This is a genomic window from Pedobacter ginsenosidimutans, from assembly GCF_001442625.1.
Taxonomy (GTDB): Bacteria; Bacteroidota; Bacteroidia; order Sphingobacteriales; family Sphingobacteriaceae; genus Pedobacter; species Pedobacter ginsenosidimutans.
This window is the reverse complement of the sequence record NZ_LMZQ01000027.1, coordinates 60,569-84,856: the sequence shown is the minus strand read 5'-3', so window position 1 is coordinate 84,856 and position 24,288 is coordinate 60,569. Positions and strand designations below refer to the sequence as shown.

18 protein-coding genes and 1 tRNA gene are annotated in these 24,288 nt (G+C 39.2%); 7 read left to right on the top strand and 12 right to left on the bottom strand.

Annotated features, from left to right (window positions below):
- Positions 1–33: 33 nt before the first annotated feature.
- Positions 34–1,821, bottom strand: coding sequence for a collagen-like domain-containing protein (locus ASU31_RS21695; protein ID WP_057934353.1), 1,788 nt, complete (start codon positions 1,819–1,821; stop codon positions 34–36).
- Positions 1,822–2,106: 285 nt separating this feature from the next.
- Between ASU31_RS21695 and ASU31_RS21690 the strand changes: the two genes are divergently transcribed.
- Entirely contained in the window at positions 2,107–2,946 is an 840-nt protein-coding gene (locus tag ASU31_RS21690; RefSeq protein WP_057934352.1) for a helix-turn-helix domain-containing protein, read from the top strand.
- Between the two features lie 2 nt (positions 2,947–2,948).
- Here the strand turns inward: ASU31_RS21690 and ASU31_RS21685 are convergent, their stop codons facing one another.
- Entirely contained in the window at positions 2,949–5,081 is a 2,133-nt protein-coding gene (locus ASU31_RS21685) for a sensor histidine kinase (protein ID WP_057934351.1), read from the bottom strand.
- A gap of 22 nt (positions 5,082–5,103) precedes the next feature.
- Positions 5,104–5,814: a LytR/AlgR family response regulator transcription factor gene (locus ASU31_RS21680; protein ID WP_057934350.1), complete on the bottom strand. Its 711-nt coding sequence runs from the start codon at positions 5,812–5,814 to the stop codon at positions 5,104–5,106.
- A gap of 168 nt (positions 5,815–5,982) precedes the next feature.
- Here ASU31_RS21680 and ASU31_RS21675 point away from each other — a divergent pair, with 168 nt between their 5' ends.
- Positions 5,983–6,561 (top strand): hypothetical protein, encoded by a 579-nt coding sequence (locus ASU31_RS21675; protein ID WP_057934349.1) that lies wholly within the window; start codon positions 5,983–5,985, stop codon positions 6,559–6,561.
- 238 nt (positions 6,562–6,799) lie between these two features.
- On the opposite strand, the gene ASU31_RS21670 is transcribed toward ASU31_RS21675, so the two are convergent.
- The 3 genes from ASU31_RS21670 to ASU31_RS21660 form a co-directional block, all read right to left on the bottom strand.
- On the bottom strand, positions 6,800–8,998 hold the full coding sequence (locus tag ASU31_RS21670; RefSeq protein WP_057934348.1) for a beta-glucosidase family protein: 2,199 nt from the start codon (positions 8,996–8,998) through the stop codon (positions 6,800–6,802).
- A gap of 426 nt (positions 8,999–9,424) precedes the next feature.
- Positions 9,425–12,241, bottom strand: a complete 2,817-nt coding sequence (locus ASU31_RS21665) for a TIM-barrel domain-containing protein (RefSeq protein WP_083505476.1) — start codon at positions 12,239–12,241, stop codon at positions 9,425–9,427.
- A 234-nt stretch (positions 12,242–12,475) separates the two neighbouring features.
- Positions 12,476–13,174 (bottom strand): DUF1826 domain-containing protein, encoded by a 699-nt coding sequence (locus ASU31_RS21660; protein WP_057934346.1) that lies wholly within the window; start codon positions 13,172–13,174, stop codon positions 12,476–12,478.
- 274 nt (positions 13,175–13,448) lie between these two features.
- On the opposite strand from ASU31_RS21660, the gene ASU31_RS21655 reads away from it, so the two are divergent.
- The gene (locus ASU31_RS21655; protein ID WP_057934345.1) at positions 13,449–13,928 is read left to right on the top strand and encodes a hypothetical protein; all 480 of its coding nucleotides are present in this window, start codon (positions 13,449–13,451) and stop codon (positions 13,926–13,928) included.
- A 219-nt stretch (positions 13,929–14,147) separates the two neighbouring features.
- Here the strand turns inward: ASU31_RS21655 and ASU31_RS21650 are convergent.
- The 5 genes from ASU31_RS21650 to ASU31_RS21630 all read right to left on the bottom strand — a co-directional run bounded on the left by ASU31_RS21650 (position 14,148) and on the right by ASU31_RS21630 (position 18,918).
- Positions 14,148–14,221 (bottom strand) — tRNA-Arg (locus ASU31_RS21650).
- Between the two features lie 230 nt (positions 14,222–14,451).
- Positions 14,452–14,685, bottom strand: a complete 234-nt coding sequence (locus ASU31_RS21645; protein ID WP_057934344.1) for a hypothetical protein — start codon at positions 14,683–14,685, stop codon at positions 14,452–14,454.
- 268 nt (positions 14,686–14,953) lie between these two features.
- On the bottom strand, positions 14,954–16,123 hold the full coding sequence (gene uxuA / locus ASU31_RS21640; RefSeq protein WP_057934343.1) for a mannonate dehydratase: 1,170 nt from the start codon (positions 16,121–16,123) through the stop codon (positions 14,954–14,956).
- Between the two features lie 51 nt (positions 16,124–16,174).
- The gene (locus tag ASU31_RS21635; RefSeq protein ID WP_057934342.1) at positions 16,175–16,999 is read right to left on the bottom strand and encodes an SDR family oxidoreductase; all 825 of its coding nucleotides are present in this window, start codon (positions 16,997–16,999) and stop codon (positions 16,175–16,177) included.
- A gap of 89 nt (positions 17,000–17,088) precedes the next feature.
- Positions 17,089–18,918: a glycoside hydrolase family 2 protein gene (locus tag ASU31_RS21630; RefSeq protein ID WP_057934341.1), complete on the bottom strand. Its 1,830-nt coding sequence runs from the start codon at positions 18,916–18,918 to the stop codon at positions 17,089–17,091.
- Positions 18,919–19,267: 349 nt separating this feature from the next.
- Here ASU31_RS21630 and ASU31_RS21625 point away from each other — a divergent pair, with 349 nt between their 5' ends.
- Positions 19,268–20,284 carry a LacI family DNA-binding transcriptional regulator gene (locus ASU31_RS21625; RefSeq protein ID WP_057934340.1) on the top strand — a complete coding sequence of 339 codons (1,017 nt, stop codon included), beginning with the start codon at positions 19,268–19,270 and terminating at the stop codon, positions 20,282–20,284.
- 209 nt (positions 20,285–20,493) lie between these two features.
- On the opposite strand, the gene ASU31_RS21620 is transcribed toward ASU31_RS21625, so the two are convergent.
- Positions 20,494–21,723 carry an MFS transporter gene (locus ASU31_RS21620; protein ID WP_083505475.1) on the bottom strand — a complete coding sequence of 410 codons (1,230 nt, stop codon included), beginning with the start codon at positions 21,721–21,723 and terminating at the stop codon, positions 20,494–20,496.
- 170 nt (positions 21,724–21,893) lie between these two features.
- Between ASU31_RS21620 and ASU31_RS21615 the strand changes: the two genes are divergently transcribed.
- The 3 genes from ASU31_RS21615 to aqpZ all read left to right on the top strand — a co-directional run bounded on the left by ASU31_RS21615 (position 21,894) and on the right by aqpZ (position 24,282).
- Entirely contained in the window at positions 21,894–22,337 is a 444-nt protein-coding gene (locus ASU31_RS21615; RefSeq protein WP_057934339.1) for a MarR family winged helix-turn-helix transcriptional regulator, read from the top strand.
- Between the two features lie 46 nt (positions 22,338–22,383).
- Positions 22,384–23,220, top strand: a complete 837-nt coding sequence (locus ASU31_RS21610; RefSeq protein WP_057934338.1) for an MBL fold metallo-hydrolase — start codon at positions 22,384–22,386, stop codon at positions 23,218–23,220.
- Positions 23,221–23,574: 354 nt separating this feature from the next.
- A complete protein-coding gene (aqpZ, locus tag ASU31_RS21605; protein WP_057934337.1) occupies positions 23,575–24,282 on the top strand; it encodes an aquaporin Z in 708 nt (235 codons plus the stop codon).
- Positions 24,283–24,288 lie beyond the last annotated feature (6 nt).

Here is a 24,288-nt window from a genome sequence, read left to right as displayed (position 1 = left end):
TCAGCAACTTTTTAATCAGCTACCTGAATGTGATCACTTTAGTGGTTTAAAATCCTTGTCATTTAGATTGAGCTTTTGCATGGTCTGCAACAATGGTGTATTATTAGGATTTATACTTAACACCCCTGTTGTGCTTTGTGGAACGATGACTATCCTAACCTTATCTACTGGATAGGCCGTAAAGGTTGAACCAAATCCATTATAAAATGAAATTCTAACTTTTGCGGTAGTTGCATCAACTCTCAATGAATAGCTATAAATTAAATTTTGATTTGGATTTTGGCTTAAATCAGTATAGTTCAACTGTTTCCAGCTATAAACACCCGGAGCCTCTGTTTTGCGCATATACACCATTACAATGCCTTTACTTACCGCAGTTAAATGTATGGCGGGGATGTTAAATACTGATGTCGTATCGTTAAACGAAAGCCCATGTTTCTTTAAGGCATAGGTATTAAAATTAGCACCTTCACCACTCCAGCTAAAGGTTACATTATCGGGCGTTTCTAGAGAGACTACATTAGCATTTCCATCAGCACCTTTTAAAGATGTACCGGGAAAAGGCCAAGCGCCACTTGTTTTAGGGCCATACATAACATAACTTGTTAAGTCTATATAAAAATCACCATCGTTACCTAATGTATTTTGCGGAAAACCGCCTCCGCTTAAAATTCTATTTCCATTGGTTCCATTTGTACCGTTTGTTCCATTGGCACCATTAGTTCCATCTGCACCTTTTAAACTGGTACCACTCCCCCAGCCAAATAGGGCAGTTTTTGGGCCATAAATCATAACCGGAAGCCTTGAAATGTAGAAATCACCAACTTTCCCCAAATTAGGATCTGGGGCAGTTTCTCCACTATAAATAATAGTACCATCAGCCCCTGCCGGACCAGTGGGACCCTGAGCACCGGCTGCCCCGCGCAAAAGAATTGGAACACCCCAGCCTGTATTATCTTTAGGGCCATATAACAGATAATTGGTTTTGTCTAAATAATAATCGCCAATCACACCAGCCGCTGATATTGGAGCGCCATTTCCACTTAAGGTTGTACTGCCATTTGTACCATTGGTTCCATTTGTGCCGTTAGCTCCATTCGTACCATCAGTTCCGTTAGTACCATTGGTTCCTTTAAGTACAATTGGTGTGCCCCAAGCCCCGGCTGTTTTTGGCCCGTATAAATTACCCGTGGTTTTATCTAAATAATAATCTCCGTTGGCTCCTACTGTAGCAACTGGAACACCCGAGCCACTATAGATAATGCTTCCATCTTTGCCTGCAGCGCCTGTCGGCCCTTGTGCACCATCAGCGCCACGCAATAAAATTGGGATGCCCCAGCCCGTGGCTGTTTTTGGTCCAAATAGTTGATAATTGGTTTTATCAAGATAGTAATCGCCCACTATACCAGCCGCTGAGGATGGAATACCATTTCCACTTAATGTAGTGCTGCCGTTCGTTCCATTAGCACCGTTAACGCCATTAGTACCGTTTGTACCATTGACGCCGTTGGTGCCATTCGCACCCGCTATACCCATTAAAGTAATTGGTGTAGCCCAGCCGGCAGCTATTTTTGGCCCGTAAAGGTTACCTGTGGTCCGGTCTAAATAGTAATCGCCATTTGCGCCAAGCGCCACTGGAGGCGTTCCTGTTCCACTATAAATGATGCTGCCATCTTTACCTGCGGCGCCTACTGCGCCTGCATTCCCTGCCACTCCTTGTGGTCCAGCGGGGCCTTCAGGTCCTTCCAATCCTGTTTCAGAACACGAATTAAATAAGGCACCAATAAGGCAGATGATTAGAAAAGCGTAAAAATTTTTCATAAGAGTAATTTTTGATTGATTGAAGATATTCCTCAATACACAAGAATTTGGAACCTAATCGATGAACGGAACGAAATAATCGGTAAAGGGTTTGCCTGGCATTTGTAATCCACACGATCACAAATCAAATTTATCCCAGAATGAGGTTTGGCACATAGTACAAACACGACAACCTTAGCAAAATGCACGTTATTTAAAGAGAAGTGTAAGTTTTCTGATATAAATGCTTAACTTGGATATTGTAAATATTATCCTTAACCTCTCACCTTAAAAGGTCAAAATATTATGGGTTTTACCTATTTTATGCCTGAACCAAGTTTACAACAATATGTGGAGAGCATTATTGTTATAGACCTCAATTTCAACGAAGATTTCATTAAAGAGATCACAATCGTTCCCGATTACAGGTCTTGCTTATGTTTTATACTCGAAGACAAGATTAGCGCTTATGAAAACGGGCAATTGGTGGAAAGGGAAAACGTGATTCTGGCCAGCTTCCATTTATTTTCTACGATCATGAATCTCGGCAAAAAACACCGGGCGGTATGTGTGCAATTTAAGCCCATCGGCTGGAATAGTTTGATGGAAAACGTACCTCAGAATGAGGTCCTCAACACCTGTTATGATGCAAAATTATTTTTAGGGAGCTATGCAGCTATATTAAGCGAACAGTTAGCAGAAGTAAGCTCGGCCCCTATGCAAAACCAGATCATTCAATCTTTTCTTAAAGAAAAACTGAACAGCTTACCTACGGCATCTCCCTTTGATCGGGCAATTGATGTTTTTATCCGGTCGGGCGGTAATCTGACCATAGAACAAACTGCCTCTCTAGCCTGTTTAAGCCTGCGGCAGTTTGAGAGGCGCTGTAACCATAAAATTGGCGTTTCACCGAGAATGTTTGGCCGGTTAATTAGATTTTCTAACACCTATAAACTTAAAGAACAACATCCAGACCTATCATGGAACAAGATTGCATTTCATTGTGGTTATTTTGACCACATGCACCTGATCCGTGACTTTAAACAATTTTCAGGTACCATACCCACTATTACTGAAGATGAAGATCACTTTAGGTCATTCCCTTACGAACGCCATAAAAACAATCTTTCAATCAACCCTTTCTAATTTTAAAAAACCAAGGTAATTTCGGTGCCATTTTCGATACTGCTGCTGATGTTAAATGCTGCATTAATTTTTAGGGCAAGCTCCTTAACAATCAATAACCCATAACCAGATGATTTGCTTTTTACCTGCTTATTGTCTATTAACGCCTGGATCTGATCAGCAGGAATTACTTCACCCTGATTAATTACAGCGATATAAATCTGGCTGTTTTGGTTTAAACCTGCCTTTAAATAAATTGTTGTTTGGTTAAAAGCATGATTGATTGCATTCTGCACCAAATTGCGTAAAATAATCAGCAATAAATTTTGATCACTGTTTAAGCTGTCTACCTCTTTAATTTCTGTAATCAGCTTTATCTCTTTGGCATCGGCCTGATTTTGCATCAATAAGACGGTATCGCTGAACAATTGGGCCAAATCAACCTCATCAATGTCGAGTTCGAAATTTTCCATCTGACTTTTAGACCAGAGTAATAGATCTTCCATTGTTTCTAAGAGATTTTTCGAAGATGTTATTAATTTTTGTCGGTGTTGATCCCGCTCTTCTTCAGAGACCTTGATATCATCTTTTTGTTGGAGCTTTAAAAAAGTGAATAACTGACTTACAGGACTGCGTAAATCGTGAGAAATAATACCAAATAATTTTGTTTTGGTTAAATTGGATTCATTAAGTTTTTTATTTAGAATATCTAATTCCCGGTTTTTTTGATCTAAAATATTGGCCGATTGTTTTTTATTCCTATAAATGGCATACAATAATACTGCAACAAAAGCTGATAGTAAAAGACCTGATATGAGCCACCATTTCTGTTTTTTGGCAAATACCAGTTGTTCGTTCTGACTATTGATCAATTGCTTCTTTTCTTTATTTTGATATTTTTCTTCGGCTTCAGCGAATATTTTTTTGGTATCAATTGCAGTTAAAGAATCTTTAACCATGCTTAGTTTTTTGCTGTAGGCATATGCTTGCGCCCAATTGCCTAAACCTGCATAACAATTTGCTATATTTTCTATCGTGAAGATGCGCATATCCTGATAGCTCCAGGCAAGCGCCAACGGTTCTGCTTTTTTAAAATAAGGCAATGCTTTTGCATAATCCTTTAAGGCCAGGTATACTTTTCCATTCACGTAATTTAATTGCGCTTTATAAAAATCAAAGGCCCAGATTTCACCTATTGTATTGGCATGCGTACTGTATTTTAAGGCCTCTTTGTTTTTACCGAATTTGATAAAACCCTGCGCAAAGTACATATCAGCATCTAAACAATTGTTCCATAATTCGGCATTGCTGTATTTTTTGCAAATATTTAATAAGCTATCATAGTATAGTTCAGCCTCGCTCATTTTCTTTGTGGCGATTAGGTTTTTGGCGGTATACATATAATAATAGCTTAGCAAAACCTTATTTTTAACTAAATACTTGCGCATTTCCTCCAAATAAACCTGTTGTTTGGCCTCCTGATCCATATTCCCATAAGTTCTAGAAACGATTACCGCAGCCTCCGCCACTTCGTCTGAGCTTATTTTTTTCGACTGGTATAATTCCTTATAATTTGAAAATGCGTTTAAGGCATATTGAAGTGCTTTCCCGTCGTTACCGGTCAGTTTATAATACCTCGAAATAAACAAGAGGGCAACTGCCACAGCATATTTATCTTTTTTGCTATCAACCACCGCTTGCAAAACCTTTGCAATAGAATCCCTACGGACTTTGCCTGATTTCTTTTCCGGATTGCAAAGCGACAAGATAGCGCCTAAAGACTGTGTAATGGTTTTTGTATCAGTAACCTGCCTGGCATATTTTAGCGCTTGTTCATAATTTTTGATACAGGAATCAGAAGAAGCAGTACTTGATTCGGTTAAAAGACCTTTGTAAAACCAAAAACGGCTCAAATGCTTTGCATCGTTTTTTGGGGTAATTTTAAATGCTGTAGTTAGGGTTGTTTCGAGTAATTTATTATCTCCTGCCAAATAAACAGAATCGCACGAAAGAAGTAACTTTTCTAAATAATTATTAATATTATTTGTCGGTTTTATTTTAGGAAAGTCTGGTTGTTTTTGGGCAAATGCCCCTGCACAATAAAAGAAAAGAAAAAAAATAACGATGCTGTAATTACTAAATAGGTATTTTTTCATCATTGATATTTAAAGTCAACCATCAATTAAAAATTTTCTTAGCTTCCTTAACATACGTTTTACCTACCGGAATCACGCTTGCCCCCATATCAATACTTTTTAAGCTTGTACCTTGAATTTTATTAATAGAAACCACATAACTTCGATGAATACGGATAAATTTGCCGCTAGGCAACGACTCTAGAAATGCACTCAAGGTAGTTAAAGTTAGATAGCTTTTATTTGAGGTAACAACTTTCGTATAATCGCCAAAAGCCTCTAGATAAATAATCTCATTTACATTTAGTTTAACCGTAGTATAACCCTCCTTAAAGATAACATTTTCATTTTCGAATAAAATATCATATAACTCCGCCTTCTCTTTAAGGATAACAAAATCAGTTAAACGCTTCATACACACATCAAATCGCTCGCTTTCTACAGGCTTTAAAATAAAATCAAAAACCTTGAGCAAAAAACCTTCTAATGCATACTCAGGGTGAGCTGAAATAATAACATTAATGGTACTGGTATTATTAATGGTTCTGATAAATTCGAGTCCATTAATATCTGGCATATCTATATCCACAAACAGAATATCTGGATGGTGTGCATTGAAAAAACTCAATGCTTCAATACAGTTGTCAAAGCTTCCAACAAGATTTAAATCTGAAGATCTATCTATTTCATTTTCAACAGCCTTCCTATCTAAGTCAGAATCATCGACAACAATACAAGATAACGGGACTCTCATACGATTAGCGGATTAGATGCATAAAAATAGCAAAAAAATACAGAGGAAATGGGCGAAAGAAAAAATTAACTCCCTCTTGGTGATCCATTTATAATAAAACTATCTATTCGTTTTCTCCAGGCACTTTATATCACCTCAACGAAGCCTTACATTTGTAAAAAAAACACCATGAACGATATTACAGATTACCCTGTCCTGGCATATGTTGTTAAGCTCATTAAAAACACTATCACCGACATTAAAACAGAATATATTGCTCCAGCTAGCGTAGAACTAAAGGACGGCAACGACACGATATACCTCCAACAGCGATCTGATGAAAATGGTAACCCTTCAACAATTTTCATCAAAGACCCTAAGGATATCATTTTCAGTGAAGACCTGCTTCCCTCCTTGAAGAACCTGCAGGAAGGAGCTGAAGGAAAAACAGCACAAGAGCTATTGAATGCAAGGGTGATTATCAACGAATTGGATGTAGAAACACACCTGATCTTCCATGCAGTAAAGGATCATTTTGACGAGATTAGCAACAGCTATGAATTTTCTAAGGCAATTGAAAAACAGGCAGACAAAATAAAAAGTAAATTTAAGTTCGGGAGTCATGCCTTTGAGCTTACTGTGACCAATCATGCACAGCTGATCTCTATCACAGCAGACTTCCCTGCTTCATTCGACGAGTCTATCAAAAAAACCATCGAAAATGATGCAGCTAAGGTTCAGCTGGCCGTCCAAAAAATATTTAGATAAAGTAGCGATAGCAGCATATTAAGATTGAAACTAAAAAGAAATGAGGTTGTATCATAAATATAAATTTGTCATCCTGTCCAAAGGACTCCTACGGAGAGCTTGTCGAAGGACTTGTTTAAATACCCATTAAGGTGCTTCGACAAGCTCAACATGACAGCATCTGAGATGGAGTTGCCTTTATGATACAATCTCATTTCTCTCTAAATAACGCTGTTTTATTTGCATTCTTCTTTACCGGCTATTTAACAGTTATTTTCAGTTTCTGGGAAATATTATTTGATGAATTTCCAAGCTGCAGGATAAAGTCTCCAGGTTCAACATTCCAATCCTTTTTACTTTCATCATAGAAAGCGAGATCTGCCACTTTTATATCCATTTCAACAACTTTCGTTTCCCCAGGTTGCAGGAATACTTTTTCAAAGGCTTTAAGCTCTTTTACCGGGCGAGGAACACTGCAAACAGGATCGTTCACATACAACTGAGCAACCTCAGCGCCATAGCGTGCTCCTGTGTTCTTAACAGTAAATCTGACCTTGATGATATCGTCTTTACTATAAGCCGATTTATCTGCAGAAAGAACACCTAAATTAAAGCTGGTGTAAGAAAGGCCATACCCGAAGGCGTATTGAGGCACTATTTTTTTTGTATCAAACCAACGGTACCCGACCAAAATATCTTCCTTGTAATATTGGTTAATGCTGTCTCCGGGATAGGAAATTTTTCCATAAAAGTGTGCACCGTTATCTTCCAGCTTTTTTGGAAAAGAGAATGGCAACTTACCAGAAGGGTTTACCTCGCCAGAAATAACATCAGCCAATGCAGATCCAGCCTCTGAACCAAGATACCATCCCTGAATAATAGCTGGCACCTTATCTACCCAAGGCATCGATACTGCATTGCCGCTAAGCAGTACCACAGCCATGTTTTTATTTACTTTCAATAATGCATCAATCAGTTTATCCTGGCCGAAAGGAAGGCTTAACGACTTACGGTCGCCACCTTCACAATCCTGAAAGTGGTTTTTATTCAGTCCTCCGATAAAGAATACAACTTCGGCATGTTTAGCAACTTCGATCGCCGCATCCATCAAAGAATCAGCATTTAGCTTAGATGGTTCTTCACGTCCGTAAAGTGATGGCCCTGAAGCATATCCAAGACTGTATACCACATGGTCTTTCCCATATTTAGCAATCAATCCATCCAAAGGCGATTTTTCATAAGCCACCTTTAGCGAGGATGATCCACCGCCGATTACCAGGCTACGGTCGGCATTTTCGCCGATAACAGCAATCTTTTTGAATTTACCGTTTGTAACAGGAAAAAACTGTTTATCATTCTTTAAAAGCACAATGCCTTCCTGAGCAATTTTACGCGCAGCTTCACTGTGTTCGGGAGAAACGAAACGGCCAAAGGGCCTGTTGGCGCTCATGGTGGTACGGAAAATCAAACGTAATATCCGGCGGGCTTTATCATTAAGCAAAGCAATATCATATTTCCCTTCTTTTATACCTTTAAGGAACGGATTGGCCAAATAGTATTCAGAGTAAGGAAACTTTCCCTTCGTTGTTAAACCATCGGTGTAGGTACCCATTTCCAGATCCAGCCCGTTATTAACCGCCTGATCGGTACTATGTACACCTCCCCAGTCGCTGATTACCACGCCATCGAATTTCCAGTCATTTTTTAGGATTTTGTTCAAAAGCAGGTCATTGTGACAACAATGCTCGCCTCTAAACTGATTGTAAGAACCCATAATCGACCAGGCTTTCCCTTCCTGCACTGCGGCCTTAAAAGCAGGTAAATAAATTTCGTATAACGCACGGTCGCTCAAATCAACATTGATATGTCCACGCCACTCTTCCTGATTGTTCAGTGCAAAATGTTTTACACATGCCGCTACGCCGATGGATTGAACGCCCTGAATGTAAGGCACCACCATACGTGAGCTGAGGAAAGGATCTTCACCCAGATATTCAAAATTACGTCCGTTTAATGGTGTACGATAAATGTTTATTCCAGGACCTAATAACACGGTTTTATTGCGGTAACGTGCTTCTTCTCCGATTGACTTGCCATAAAGCAGTGATAATTTAGGATTAAAGGAAGCTGACAGACAGGTAAGAGCCGGAAAGGCCGTACACGAATCGTTTGTCCAGTTGGCACCACCCCATTCATCCCATAAAACTTCCTCACGGATACCGTGAGGGCCATCATCCGTCCAAACTTCAGGAATTCCTAAGCGGGGCACGCCTTTTGAACTAAACTTAGACTGGGCATAACAAAGCGACACTTTTTCTTCGGTGGTCATTGCTGAAAGTGCATTTTCAACCCGCTCTTCTATAGGTTTATTTATATCAAGGTAAACCGGAAGCTTTTGTTGCGCATTAACCATTAACCAGGCTCCTGTTGCTACTATAGTTAAAAATATCGATTTCATTAAATTATATTCTTTTGTGTTTAGTTTTTATCGTTTTTGCCTGAAAGATTTACTGGCTGCCTACCTGGAAAGCCAGCAAAAGGGCTGTTTTTGATTACCCCTGCTTTACCTGTTCTTTACCCTTTGTTGCTACCAGGTTAACCCCAAGCTTACCCCAGGGTTACCCCGGGGTTACCTTTTCTTTACCTAAAAGGTAAAGCCAGAGCTTGCTTTCGCAGAATGGCACCACCGCTTACGGTTATGCTGCCCTTAAGCAGTGCGCCACAAACGGCACAGCACTTGCACTGCCTGCCACGACTATGACGGTCCATTTTAGCTCAATTTAGCTCAAAATGAGGTGCCAATGCTGCTAATCTGCTAGGTTTGAACATGGATTTAAACAAAAAAACAAAATTATGGCAACGCACTTGCTTATTAATCAAGTCTTCAGAGTTTCACCACTGTTTTAGTACCATTGTATTGAACAACTTTAGCCGGTGCTGTTGAATTACCGATGGCAACCACACGAAAAATCCGGTTGGTTAACATCCCTTCGTAAGTCCCCTCGCGATTGCCGATTGTTAGCGTACCAGCGGCATGGTTATATTCAAAATTGATCGTTGAAAATGCACCCTTTTCGTAATTATAGTTGTTTCCCTCGTCTTCGTATAAACTGAACTTGCCATCTTTACCTTTGTAAACCCTGATCTCGATATCATCAGCTTTCTTTTCTGACGTATATTGCATCACATCACCCACAGGCAAAATAGTACCTGCAGGAACAAAAAGAGGAATACGCTCAAGTGGTGCTTCTATATTTAACTTTTGGCCACCTTCAATCTGCTTGCCTGTATAGAAATCGTACCAACGGTTTCCTGCCGGAAAATAAACTTCACGGCTGCGTGCTTTGTAACTATAAACAGGACAAACCATTAAGCCCGAACCTAAAAGGAACTGATCACTCACGCCATAAGTTTGTTTATCGGCGGTATAATCCATTGCGAGCGATCTCATCAGTGTATAATCCTTATGATACGCCATTCCTGCCAACGAATAGATGTAAGGCATTAAGCGGTAGCGTAGTTGATCGTAATAAACCAGACTTTTGTAAACCGGATGGCCTTCTGGAGCAAGGTTATAGATTTCGCGGTAAGGAAACTGACCATGACTGCGGAACAGCGGACAAAACGCCCCAAACTGGAACCAACGTAGATTTAATTCACGCCATTCTTTCAGGTCTGCATTCTCATTGCCTGTTTCGTCAAAAATAAGCTGGCCATCTCCATAACGTTTTTCCACGCAGAAGCCACCAATATCCATTGTCCAGAACGGAATACCCGACATTGCAAAATTAAGCCCGGCAGGAATCTGCGCTTTTAGGTCTTCCCATCTTGAGGCGATATCGCCACTCCAGGTAGCGGTAGAATACCTTTGTAAACCCGCAAAACCAGATCGCGTTAACAGAAATACCCGCTTGTTATTATCCGTTTCACGCTGCCCGTTATAAATAGCGTTAGCATTCATCAGGGCATATGCATTAAAGTATTTTGTAGAAGAACCCAGAGCAGTAGGCCCACACAGTTTCTTACGGTAGTCCATATCGGTACAATCACGAATATTTGGCTCAGAAGCATCCATCCACCAGGCATCGAATCCCTTTACATAAAGGTTTTCTTTCATCTGTTTCCAAAAAAGTTTTTGCGCATCGGGGCTATAGGCATCATAGAAAGATCCTACATAACCCGTACCTATCCAATCGCGCACACTGTCCTGCACTGCCTGCATGTACATCCATCCTTTTTCGCTAAATTGTTTAAAATGATCTGTTGTGGTATAGAATTTTGGCCATACCGATATCATGATATTTGCATTGTCTTTATGCACGGAGTCTACCATTCCTTTGGCATCAGGAAAACGTTTCAGGTCAAACTGATGGCTTCCCCAGGCATTTTCTGGCCAATAACTCCAATCAAGTACAATATTATCAAGCGGAATCTTACGCTTCCGGTATTCACTTACCACATTTAATAGTTCATCCTGGGTTTTGTAACGCTCACGGCTCTGCCAAAAACCCATTGCCCATTTGGGCATAATGCTCGCCTTGCCTGTAAGCGTGCGGTAACCACTGATTACATCGTCCATATTTTTGCCGGCCACGAAATAATAATCCATCTTATCGCCCATTTCTGACCAAAAGGATATATTGCCATTTTTTTCTATCGGAGATGAAGAAAGTGCTTTAAGGCCAACATACGAAACACCTCCATCAGGTTTCCACTCCAGTTTTATTTTGGTGCGTTTTCCCTTTGTTAGCGAGAAAGGAAACCTATAAGTATTCGGATTCCATGAAGTTCTCCAACGCTCCGGTACTACCAATTTTCCATCAAGCCATACTTTAGTATAACCTGCATAATAAAGACTAAATTTGTAAATATCAGTTTGGTTGGCAAGGATTTCTCCTTCCCAGACTACAGAACCATTATTAAAATTAAAATCTGCAGGAAATTTCTTCACAGTTGTGAGGTTTTCATAGTCAATTGCCGACTCCTGACGGATAATGGGCGCGTTATTTTTTTGATTATACGTAGCGGTAAGAAAACCTTTTTTACCTTGTTTATTAAAGAGGGTAAACTGGTTCAGGTCTTTATAATCTCGGGGATCGCCATATTTGCTCTGCGAATAGTTATCCCACAATACGCCATAGTTGTTTGTAGACATGATGAATGGCACAGCCACCTTCGTATTGTACTGGAAGAGATCTTCGCTTTTATGTTTATAGTTAAAATCGTCAGATTGATGCTGCCCGAGCCCATAGATGGCCTCTCCTGGGGTACCCGAGAAGACCTGTTGCATGGTATATCCTTTATCGTTTTGGACATTAATAGGGCTAAAGCTTCTTTTTGCCTCCTGTAGTACTACTTTCCCAAATTTATCATTAAATGAAACCTTACCCGTAACAAGGGAAACCTTGACGGTAAGCTCCTGGGTGGAGAGTTGGGCAAATTCCGCATTTCCTGTTACTTTGAAAGGCACTGTTGGAGTTAATCCAGCTACTATACAAAGGCTTGCAACCTGGGGAATAGTGCTTTCGGGTGAAGCCTGTACCCTAACAATCCGGCTGTTGATCACATTTATTTCAATAGTTTTGGCAGCTCCTCCCTTGGGGTGTACCTTCATCCCATTCTGCAGCGTCTCAACAGCTTCAGCGGCAAGCAATCTCCCAGTAACAAATAACAATATAATAAAGAAAGAGAATCGTTTCATAACGGAACAAAGAATTAATTGGTTAGAATATGGTGGTATGTTTTTATGATGCAAAACTACAATGCCATATCATGACCACAGAGCAGTAATGTTAAATTAGTAAGCAGAAATGTTAACTACGAAACTTTTCGAGGGGGTATTTTTTAAACAGAAAGATTGCCCTGCCGATAATTAAACTGATATAACCTATCTGATTAACAACTGATAAAGGGGATTAGATTAAAAAATTTAATTTTAGCAGATCAGAAGCAATCTATACTCACCATCTTTTTCGTTGGGTGCCCGGTGCACGCATGGTAAAACCTGTTTATCAGGATAATCTACTGCCAACCTCCATAAATGACCCAATCCCAAATTGATGGGTCTTGCACCAGCTTTGGCCTGGTAATGCAGGTCAAAATAATGCTCCATCAAAAAGTGTTCAAATTCCGATTCCGGACCGTTATGCAGTTCTTTGAGCTTTTGCCTGATTTCAGGGATCAGGATTTTTTGTTCAGCCTGATGATTAGCTAAGATTTCACTGGCAGCACCATAATAGGTACATAAAAAAGTATCTGTACCGATAGGCGAACGGTCTACATGAAATGAATATACATCTGTTGAAATGAAACCGAGTTCCTCATCCCGCTGATAGCTTTTAATTAAATTGAGCGAAGGCGATGCTCCGGAATCAGCCAATAACTGAAAATCACTTAAGATAACTTCCCTAGCCATACTACCTTGTTCCGATAGCTTAAGCGCATGGAGATCTTCCATAGAAACTTCTGTGAGATCAGCTTTCAGTTCAAGTTTAGATACAATTTCCCTAAAGTCGCCAACCAGGTCTCTCTGCCAGCAAACTGCATTTATGTCTCCCTTAAAATTCGTATTTAAAAGATGAGAAAAAGTGGAAACCACCGCAACCTGCTTGCTATCAGAAAATCTATTATCCATTTCTTATTAAACCATTTGGCCATAATATCGGGCAAAAGTAAGGATAGCTGAGCGGATAAATGAAAATGAAATCTATTTTTCAAAAACCATGGCTGATCGGTGTATTATTTTTGCCTGTTAGGGATACATGTGAAGCAATGATAAATGCCTCATTTTCGGCTACTCTGCACAAAAAAGAGTGCATATAAAGAGCCGATGAAAGGCAGTATAGAGAAACTGCAACCTTACAGGGTGTGGAACAATATTAATCTAGCCAAAATGTTTATCTTCGCGTATGAACACCAAACGCCCTCTACTTTATCTTTTTACTGTCCTGATTAGTTCAGCTTTAGCCTTACCAGCCTGCGGACAGTCCAGCTCCAACAAAACACTAGAACAGGGAAACCTAAAATCCAAAGACAGTACCCAAACCACACCAAAGGACTTGAATAAGCTGCTCGGTGATCTTAAGACTTCAATGATATCTTACATGCAGAATGCTCAACCGTCCTATACAATTGACGACATCAACAGCTGTGAAACGATACTCAAGCAATACTTAGCTGATATGCTTACTTCCAAAAACAAAAAAGCTGGTATGAAAATAGTCAAGAAAACTATACTAACCCTCAATAAACTCAATAATAAAACGCAGGAAACGTTGATCGAAACAGGAGAACGGGAACAGATCGCAGAAATCATCAATCTTGCTGCAAGTCGCAAAGGCTACAACTCGGCGGATGAAGACATCACCGAAGAGTGGCGGCAGTGGTAAAAATTGATTATTGCTACAGTATAGCTAAGCCCCCTATTAAAAATCAAAAATGGATCTATTTTTATCCTAACGTTATCTACCTGCTCTCAGCAAGACAGTAATGCAAAAAAAGATGATAGGTAAGGCAAATTTAGAACAACCTCATCTAGTGAATACCAACAAAAAAGGATTGCTCTAAACCGAACAATCCTTTGAATCTTTGACAAATGTGCCTTTATGTACCCCGGAAGGGACTCGAACCCCTGACCCTCGGTTTAGAAAACCGACGCTCTATCCAGCTGAGCTACCGAGGCTCATTTTTTAATGAGCTGCAAATATAGAAGTTCTATTTAATATGTAAAAATATATTTTAAACTATTTAGAAGGTACTTTTTCTATTTCAAATAAGTATTTAAGAAAGAAGCAATTAAAATTTAATTTGGACGGAATAAATTTGACTTCACCCATAAAAAACGTTGTTTTTTACTCTATTCTGTGCCAAAAGCATAGAGCGAGCACGCAAAAAAACTTGATCAAATCTAAATTACGCGTCTTCTCCGTTCCAAATATCATCATCGGCATGCCGAATTTTGTCGTGACTGGCGGTTATACTCTTTAATTCTTCATGGTGATAATTTCTTTCAGGATTTTCTGGCAATCCACTGTCGTGATTTAGCGGCACCTTCCGTAAATGCTCAGGCTTCTTAACCTCAGGTAAATCATCATGTACAACAGAAGGCGTTAAAATCTTCTTCTTGGGGTTATTGCTGTTTTCCATAATTATAAGAGACTCAAATTTCAAGCCACAAGCAAAGGTGAGTTAAAATTTTGGGAATTGAGGTGTATTTATTGATAATAAGCATCAGCTATAAGGGTTTGGTGGCTGGCGAAAGGCGGATACAAGCTCAGCCCTTACAAAAAATGCGCACAAATAAAACAGTTTTTATTTGTGCGCATATGTGGTTAAAAAGATCCTTCGACTACGCTCTCCACAGGAGTCCTTTGGACAGGATGACAAAGCGAATGTATTTCTCTAAGAAATTTGTTTAGTAATTCCCTGTAACGCCTATTTCTAAGCCTCTTAACTCGGCCAACCCTCTTAATCTGCCAATTGCAGAATAACCCGGATTAGTCACTTTAGCCAGATCATCCAACATTTGGTGGCCATGATCTGGGCGAAAAGGAATTGATTTATCGCGTAACGCATTTTCTTCTGATAAGGCTTTCATTATTTCGTACATGTTCACATCGCCACCTAAATGATCTGCTTCGTAAAAACTCCCGTCCTCATCTTTTTTAACGTTACGCAAATGCGCAAAATAAACACGTTCTTTGACTGCATTAAAGATCTCTAAAGCATTATTCCCCATTCCGGCTCCTAAAGAGCCTGTACAAAAGCAAACACCGTTAAAAGCCTGATCTACTTCTTTAATAATGTAATTAAAATCTTCGAGCGTACTCGCAATTCTTGGCAAACCTAAAATAGCATAAGGAGGATCGTCAGGATGAATAGTCATTTTAATACCTTCTTCTGTACAAACATCAGCAATAGATGACAAGAAAAATTTCAAATTTTCTTTTAAGCCTTGTGTTCCAATGGTTTTATATTCGTTAATGCTATTACGTAAAGTCTCCAGCTCGATTTCTTTTTCGGTCGGGATGCCCATTAATACATTAATACGAAGATCAACTAAATCCTGCTCTGTTAAAGTAGTGTATTTAACTGCAGCCCTATCTAAAATAGATTGCGAATAATCTGCTTCTGCACCTTCTCTCTTTAAAATATAAAGATCAAAAATGGCCAGATCGATCCAGTTAAAATAAAGGGCTTTCGATCCATCGGTCATTTCCAGATCTAATTGCGTACGTGTCCAGTCTAAAACCGGCATAAAATTGTAGCACACAATCTTAATTCCGCAGGCCGATAGGTTACGCAAAGAGGTTTTATAATTTTCGATATACTGCCCTGCATCTGCCCTACGCGTTTTAATCGCTTCGTGCACGGGAACACTTTCTACTACCGACCAGGTTAAACCTGCTGCCTCGATAATGGCTTTTCTTTCCTGAATATCCTGTAATGGCCAAACTTCACCATGCGGAATATGATGCAGTGCGGTTACAACGCCCGTAGCGCCTGCTTGTTTAACATCCTGTAGGCTAACTGGATCGTTCGGACCATACCAACGCCAGGTTTGTTCTAATTTTTTATATTTCATTTTGTAAAGGATAATACAGTTTTAATGATTAAACAGCTTAATATTTTAATTTTAAACTCCAGAGAATGCAGTAAATCCACCATCTACTTTAATATTTGCACCGTTTACAAATTTAGAGGCATCGCTTAGCAAATACACCAAAGCACCAATTAGCTCTTCGGGAGCACCGAAACGTTTAAATGGTGTTTTATAGATAATGGCCTGTCCCCTTGCGGTTAAACTACCATCTGCATTGGTGAGCAAAGCCCTGTTTTGGTTAGTGATAAAAAAGCCTGGAACAATTGAATTGATCCTGATTTTATCCTGATAGCGGTTTGCCAGCTCTACAGACATCCATTTGGTATAACAATCTATAGATGTTTTGGCCAATGAGTAACCCAGTACGCGTGTAATGGCCTGGTTAGCAGAAACTGATGAAATATTCACAATACTACCTCCATTTTTTGCAATTTCTTTACCGAAAATCTGTGTAGGCAAAATAGTTCCAAATAAGTTGAGGTCAAATGCTTGTTTTAGGGCTGGAATATTAAGATCAAAAATATCACTTCCAGGCTGAATAACGGCTTCCGCCACATTTCCGCCTGCTGCGTTTACCAGTGCATCTATGCGGCCAAATTCTTTGATAATGATTTCATTCGCATTGAGCAGATTCTGCTCATCCAATACATCGGCAATAATATAAATAGCTTTTCCTCCTACGTTGGTTACATCAGCAACCCTTTGCTTTGCAGCGTCTTCATTTCTTCCTATAACAACGATTACAGCACCAGCTGCACATAATCCATTTACAAAAGCCTCGCCCAAAACACCTGTAGCACCTGTAACTACTACAACCTTGTTTTTCAGTGAAAACAGGCTTTCTACTTCTTTTACCATTTGTTTAGTTCTTTTTTAAGTTTATTTAACAGCGCCCATCGAAAGCATTATTTTAGAAGCAAAACAAGTTTCTGCAAGCTGTTCATATTTTATTTGTATTTGACCTGCATCTGGTCGTAAAAATCTTTCAGCACGAAGAAGGCTTTCTTTTTCTTACCTGTTTCGCTGATCAAGCCTTTACGGTTCCAGAAATTCTGATAAATAGGATGCTGCCTTCTTGGAGATCTGAAATCAGTTAAAATCCATGGTGTCATGCCTCTTAAAGCGCCAATTTTGCTTAACAAGGCGATCTGATTTTTGTACAATGCCTCTTGGTATTCTTCGCTCCAACGCGTATTTTCATCAGCGTGAAAACCGCCCAAAGCATCGCCACCAAACTCAGTAATTACCACAGGTTTTTTATATTTAATATCGAAATTGTATTTGGTAATTTCGGATGGATTACCTCCCCAGTACCAGCCTGCATATTCATTAAAACTTACCAGATCAATTTTTTCGCCCAGGGGATCGTTTAAAATGATGTTATTTCCTTCGCGGTGTACTTCTAAAGCAGCAGCTACTAAACGGGTATCATCTAACGAGCGGGCAGTCTCTGCCAAATTGCTCATAAAACTCAAACGGGCATCGCTTAACGGAGTTTCGTTACCAATAGACCAAACAATTACACTTGCCCTGTTTTTATCGCGCACAATTAAATCAGTCAATTGCTTTTTTGCATTGGCATAGGTTGCCGGGTTTGTCCAGCTGATGGTCCAATAAACAGGAACTTCAGCCCAAACCAATAGTCCCATTTCATCCGCAAGGCGAATCATTTCTTCGTTATGCGGGTAATGTGCCAGGCGAACGTAGTTACAGTTCATATCTTTTGCCCATTGCAACATCATACGCATGTCGCCTTCTGAGCGTAAACGACCAGCTATAAGCGGGTTTTCGTCATGTAGTGAGATTCCTCTTAAAAAAACAGATTTACCGTTTAACAGAATGCTATCACCATCAACCTGGATGGTTCTGAAACCAATTTTATCGTTGATATTTTCTTTATCGGTTTTAATATTTACCGCATATAATTTTGGTGTTTCCGGCGACCATAAACTTAAGTTGTTCCAGGTAAATTCATCTACAATTTTACCTTCGCTATCTGTTTTGTATTTCTTTTCCAGCTTCAGCTCTGGGATAGAAAGCGTAATTTCCTGTCCAGCGGTTGCATCAGCAAGTTTTACCGAAAAATTTAATAAGTTATTGCTTCCCTTAATAAGCTGCAGCTTATAGTCGCTGATAAAATGCTCAGGAAATTCGGCTAAGTAAACATCGCGTGTAATGCCTCCATAGTTCCACCAATCGGTATTTACAGTTGGAATTTCATCCTGTTTGCGGATATTATCAACTTTAAGCACAATAGAGTTTTCGCCAACTTTTAAGTTGTTGGTTACATCGAACTGAAAGGGTGTAAAACCACCTTTATGTACACCCAGTTTTTTACCGTTGAGGTAAACATGGGCCTCATAATTTACCGCACCGAAATAAACAAAGTATTTTTTCCCCTTTTCTGGTTTTGCATCAAACTTTTTGCGCAGCCAAATATTGCCTTCGTAAAGTTCTAATTTTTCTGACTGCGAGTTCCAATCGCCAGGAACATTCATTTGAGGTGAATGATCGAAATCATATTCAATCAGTTCCGACTTATCCTTCTGAGTTTTATCATCGTAATAACCTCCGGTTCCGGTTTTCGACTGATCGAATGGATCGTGACGATAATCGTAATAACCGTTTTCGTAAGGATCAACAATATAATTCCATTTACCGTTAAGGCTCTGGATTTTCCGGCCCTGAATGTTTTGTATAGCGGTAACCTGACCGTAACTGATTGATGAAAGGAGCGAAAAGCAGATTAAAAATACGCTATAGGTTGTTTTTAGCATAACTTAAGTTTTAATATTAATTAATTGATCGTTTCAAAACTAACAATTAATTAACAGACGGTGTTTCCACCACCCTCCTAAATTTGAGCAAAATTTAGTTTTTCAATAATAACGAGGGATTTTCCCGAAAAGCATAAGTTATTTTTTTGACAGCATTTACTGGCAGCAGGTAATGATTTCATGTTGTTTATTTGGGTAGTTTGTGCTAGTAATTACGAATTTAGAAAAGCTTAAAAAATTAAATGTTTTAAAATAGGCCAAAACGTAATAAAATCCATTGAAACTACATTTCAAACGTTTGAAATAATTGCGTTTTTTTCTTAACTATGCATGGAGATTGGAAAAGATAATGAATAACACCCCTGTTACACTAAAATTCTTGGCTGAAAAGTTAAAGATGTCAGTATCAACAGTATCAAAAGCCCTTAATAACTACCCAACCATAAACGAGTACACGAAACAACGTGTTCAGGAAATGGCCCGCGATCTGCATTTTACACCCAATAAATCAGCTATTAATTTAAAGGAAAGGAAATCGCACATTATTGGTATTATCCTACCCAATCTTTTAGATCACTTTTTTACCAGAAGTATTTATGGTGTAGAGCAATTTGCCACACAAAATGGATATAATGTGATCATCAGCCAATCTCACGATGATCTGAAAAAAGAAATCCAATCTGCAAATATGTTGTTGCGGAGCCGGGTGGATGGCTTAATTGTTGCTATTTCGAAACACACACAAGATTTTGCTCATTTAGACCAGTTCGAAAACATGGGCATTCCGGTGGTGTATTATGCCCGAAACCCTAGTTTTAACTTAAGCTGCCATAAAGTTTTGGGCAATACTTTTCATGGCTGTTATCAGGCTACAAAATTTTTAATAAACAAGGGACATAAAAAGATTGCTTATTTAGGTGGTCCAAAAATGATCAATTTTACGCACGATCGATTTAATGGCTATATCAATGCTTTAAATGATAATCAAGTACCTTTTTCATCAGAATTGGTTGCTTATACCAATTTTGATAAAGAAAGTACCATCTCGGCAATTAAGAATTTATTTGCCAACCCAGAAAATATACCTACTGCGCTTGTGGCTTTTAAAGAAACTATTTTGTTCGATGCGATAAAATACCTGAAATCGATAAACCACCCTAACTTTAACGAAATTGAGTGCATAGGATTCGGGAATACCTCTTTCATCGCTTATCTCGATTCACCCCCCATTGCCTCTATCGAAGAAAACCCCGAATCAGTAGGTGAAAACGCGATTAAACTATTGATACAATTGATCAACAAAGAAATTGATATTCATAATTACCAGAAAATAATGGTGGATTGTAAGTTGATCGTGCATGGGTAGCGGTTGGAGTTTTACCATAGCAATCTTCATGTTAATCCTCTAAAAATCAACATTGATGACAGAGTGGGTTTTGTATCTAACTTCCCTAAAGCTACCGTCATTTCGAGCGGAGTGCAACGAAGTCGAGAAATCTGCCTCGACAGATCTCTCCATTCCACTGCGTTTCAGTCGAGATGATGTCACGACTGGAGAAAATTTCAAAGAAAATACTAATTTAACGACATTGCACTACTGTTCAATTGATTCCTGTGCTTTTCATTGTACACAAACGCAGCCACAATCAACAAACCCGCAACACCTTCAAAAGCAACTACAGTTTGGGTACCAAAAAGATGCGCCAAATACCCCATCAATAAACTGCCGATTGGCAATACTCCCTGATAAGCCATAATATAGTAACTTAAAGTCCTTCCCCTCATTGCATCATCGGCATGAGTCTGCAGATAAGTATTGATCGATGAGGTTTGAGCCATCAAACCCAAAGCAGCTAAACCAGTACAGATTAAAGCCAGAACAAGCGATGGTGATATAGCCAGCGCTACAACCGAAATGGCCAGCAAAATACCAGACATCATTACAATTTTCTGCAGGTTTTGCTTCACTTTTAATGTAGCCATATAAATGGCGCCGAAGAATGCACCAAATCCTGCTGCACTTTCAAACCAGCCAAATGTAGTGGCATTTCCATTAAAAATATCTTTGGCAAAAACAGGCAATAAAGTAGTGAAAGGGATTACCAATAAACTCGATGCAGCCATCATCAATACCATAGAGGCCAAATCTGGCGATGATTTAAGGTAATCGTAACCTTTTTTCAGGTCGATCCAGATATTTTCCTTCGATTTTTGATGTGCGGTGAGTTTAAGCTTCATCATTACCATACAACCCAATACCGCAATAAAGCTCACAAAATTGATCAGGAAACAGATATCTTCACCCAAAGTACTTAAAATTACCCCTGCCAACGCAGGGCCGATTAACCTGGCTGCATTAAACATGGAAGAATTGAGCGCAATCGCATTTGGTAAATCTTCTTTATCATCAATTAAATTTACCATTAACGATTGACGGGCAGTAACATCAAAAGCATTTACCAAGCCCTGAACCAGCGAAAGCGCTGCAATCCAGAACATATCGTACACTTTAAACCAGATCATCAAGGCCAGGGCACCAGCCTGTAGCATCAGGATTACCTGGGTAATCACCAATATCTTATACTTGTTATGCCTATCTACGTAGCTCCCAGCATACGGCGCCAGCACCAGTGAAGGGATTAAACTCAAAAAAGTAATCAATCCCAGCAAAAAAGCCGATCCTGTTAAACGATATACCAACCAGCTGATGGCTACACGCTGCATCCATGTACCGATTAATGAAATAGCCTGACCTGTAAAAAATAACCTGTAATTGTAGTGCCTTAGCGAACGAAAAATACTCATGTTTAAAATAGTAAAGTAACTTTACAAAAGTACAAAACTAAACCCAAATCAAAAAGCCAAAAACAGAAAGTTTTATCATCACAGGATCACAATTCAAGCAAAACAGAGTTCCGTGTTAGTTTATCTATAAAATTAAAAGCTTATATTTGTAAAGTTTATTTACCATTAAGATGCCTACTCAAACACAAGATATTGCCGCAAAACTAAGAAGCACCGTTACCCGCTTAACCAGACAGCTACGCAAACAGAACGTAAGTTCAGACTTTAGCAACGCCGAACTGTTAACGATGTCGCTGCTCGAACAACATGGTAAAATGTTATCTACAGAGCTGGCAGACATGGAAAGAGTATCAAAACAAGCTATTTCGCAGATCATCAACCGCTTGTTCGATGCCAAATGCGTGGAACGCTTTCCAAGCCTAGAGGACAAACGAAAGGTTTTTATCGGCTTAACCAAGCTTGGCGAAAAACACATTATTGCCAGCAGAAAAATAAAAGAAGAATGGCTGGCACAAACCATGGAAAAAATCTTTTCTTCAGAAGAAATTAACTTGATCCAGGCTTTTCTACCCCTCCTTTCGCGCCTGGTAGAGCACAACGGAGCAAGAGTATAGTTTTCCTTTTTCCTTCGCCAAATAAGCCTTATCTTGCAGGCTGAAAATGGCACTATATTTTACATCAATCAATTCGGGCAGTAATGGCAATTGTTACTATGTGGGTAACGATAATGAAGCAATTTTGGTTGATATTGGCCTAACCTGCAAAGAGGTTGAAACACGGATGAACCGTTTGGGTTTATCAATTAGTAAAGTAAAAGCCGTTTTTATCTCGCACGAGCATAGCGACCACATTAAAGGGCTAGCGGTGTTTGCTAAAAAACATAAACTCCCGGTTTACATTAGCACAGCTACCCTAAAAAGCAGTCGGTTAGTTTTGGATACAAACAATACCTTTTCATTAAACCATTTACAACACATTCAGATTGGCGATTTAAAAATTTCTGCCTTTTCTAAATTTCACGATGCGGCTGATCCTTATAGTTTTACTGTTGAATGTAATGAGGTAAGAGTGGGTGTTTTTACAGATATAGGCTCGGTATGCGATCGTTTAATTGCCCATTTCAAAAATTGCCATGCCGCTTTCTTAGAAGCTAACTATGATACAGAGATGCTGGAAAATGGCCGATACCCTTATTTTTTGAAGAGGAGGATTACAAGTGGTCGCGGCCACTTAAGTAACGCACAGGCACTTGAGCTTTTCATCAACCATAAAGCCCCGTACATGAGTCATCTATTATTGAGCCACTTATCAAAAGATAATAACGATCCAGAACTGGTTGAAAATCTTTTTAAAAATGTTGCCGGCAATACTTTTGTTAAAGTAGCTTCAAGATATGAGGAAACAGCGCTATTTTATGTAAGCAACACTCAAAACACACCCGAAGCTTACAATTTCGACCCTAGCCTATACCAGCCAGAACAACTTAATCTATTTTAACATCCTACAGTCAAAAACAGCTTGCCGTTTTCTATCAATTTAGTTACAGTAGGGCCTATTTCGAGCAATAAATGGCAATTAACTAAACAAAATCATAATTACCCTCAAAAATTGTAAATAATTTTAATTTTCATAAAAACATTTTATTCAAATATGGGTTTTATATAAACTTCATAAATAGTTTGTTTGGTTTAAATGGGGCTTATGGATTTAAGCCCCTTTCTCTTGTCTAAAATTTCGTAATTCAATCAGCTAAATCACCAACATTTTATTCCATTTTATATTCTAAATTTTTAGTTATATTCGATTGATAATCATCCGAATATAATATTTAAACTTTAAATAATAAATTATATGGAGACAAGTAAACTTTCTAAATTCAGTGCCGAATTTATAGGCACACTCGTGTTGGTTTTAATGGGTTGTGGTAGCGCGGTTATAGCTGGCGCAAATGGCACAACCGGTGTTGGCTTATTGGGCATATCTTTTGCCTTTGGCTTATCAGTTACGGCTATGGCTTATGCTATTGGGCACATTTCAGGCTGTCACATTAATCCGGCAATTTCAATCGGAATGGTAATCGCTGGCCGGATGAAAATTACTGAAGCCGCTTATTACATTGTAGCTCAGGTATTAGGCGGCATTGCAGGCGCTTTTATTTTACTGCAAATTGCCTCAGGAAAGCCAGAATATTCTTTGGCAACAAATGGATTAGGGCAAAATGGTTTTGCAGCACTATCTCCACAGCATTACAGCCTACATGCTGGCTTTATTGCCGAAATTGTACTCACCTTTATTTTCTTACTGGTTATTTTTGGCTCAACCTCTACTAAAAATATCAACGGCGGCTTTGCAGGACTTGCAATTGGCTTAAGTTTAACGCTAATCCATATTGTTGGCATTCCGGTAACTGGAGTATCAGTAAATCCTGCAAGAAGTATTGGACCGGCACTTTTGGTTGGCGGAGAAGCCTTAGGCCAGGTTTGGCTCTTTATTGTAGCACCCATTATTGGCGCAGCGCTTAGTGCCTTAGTTTGGAAAACAGTTTTGGAGAAAAACTGATAAGGT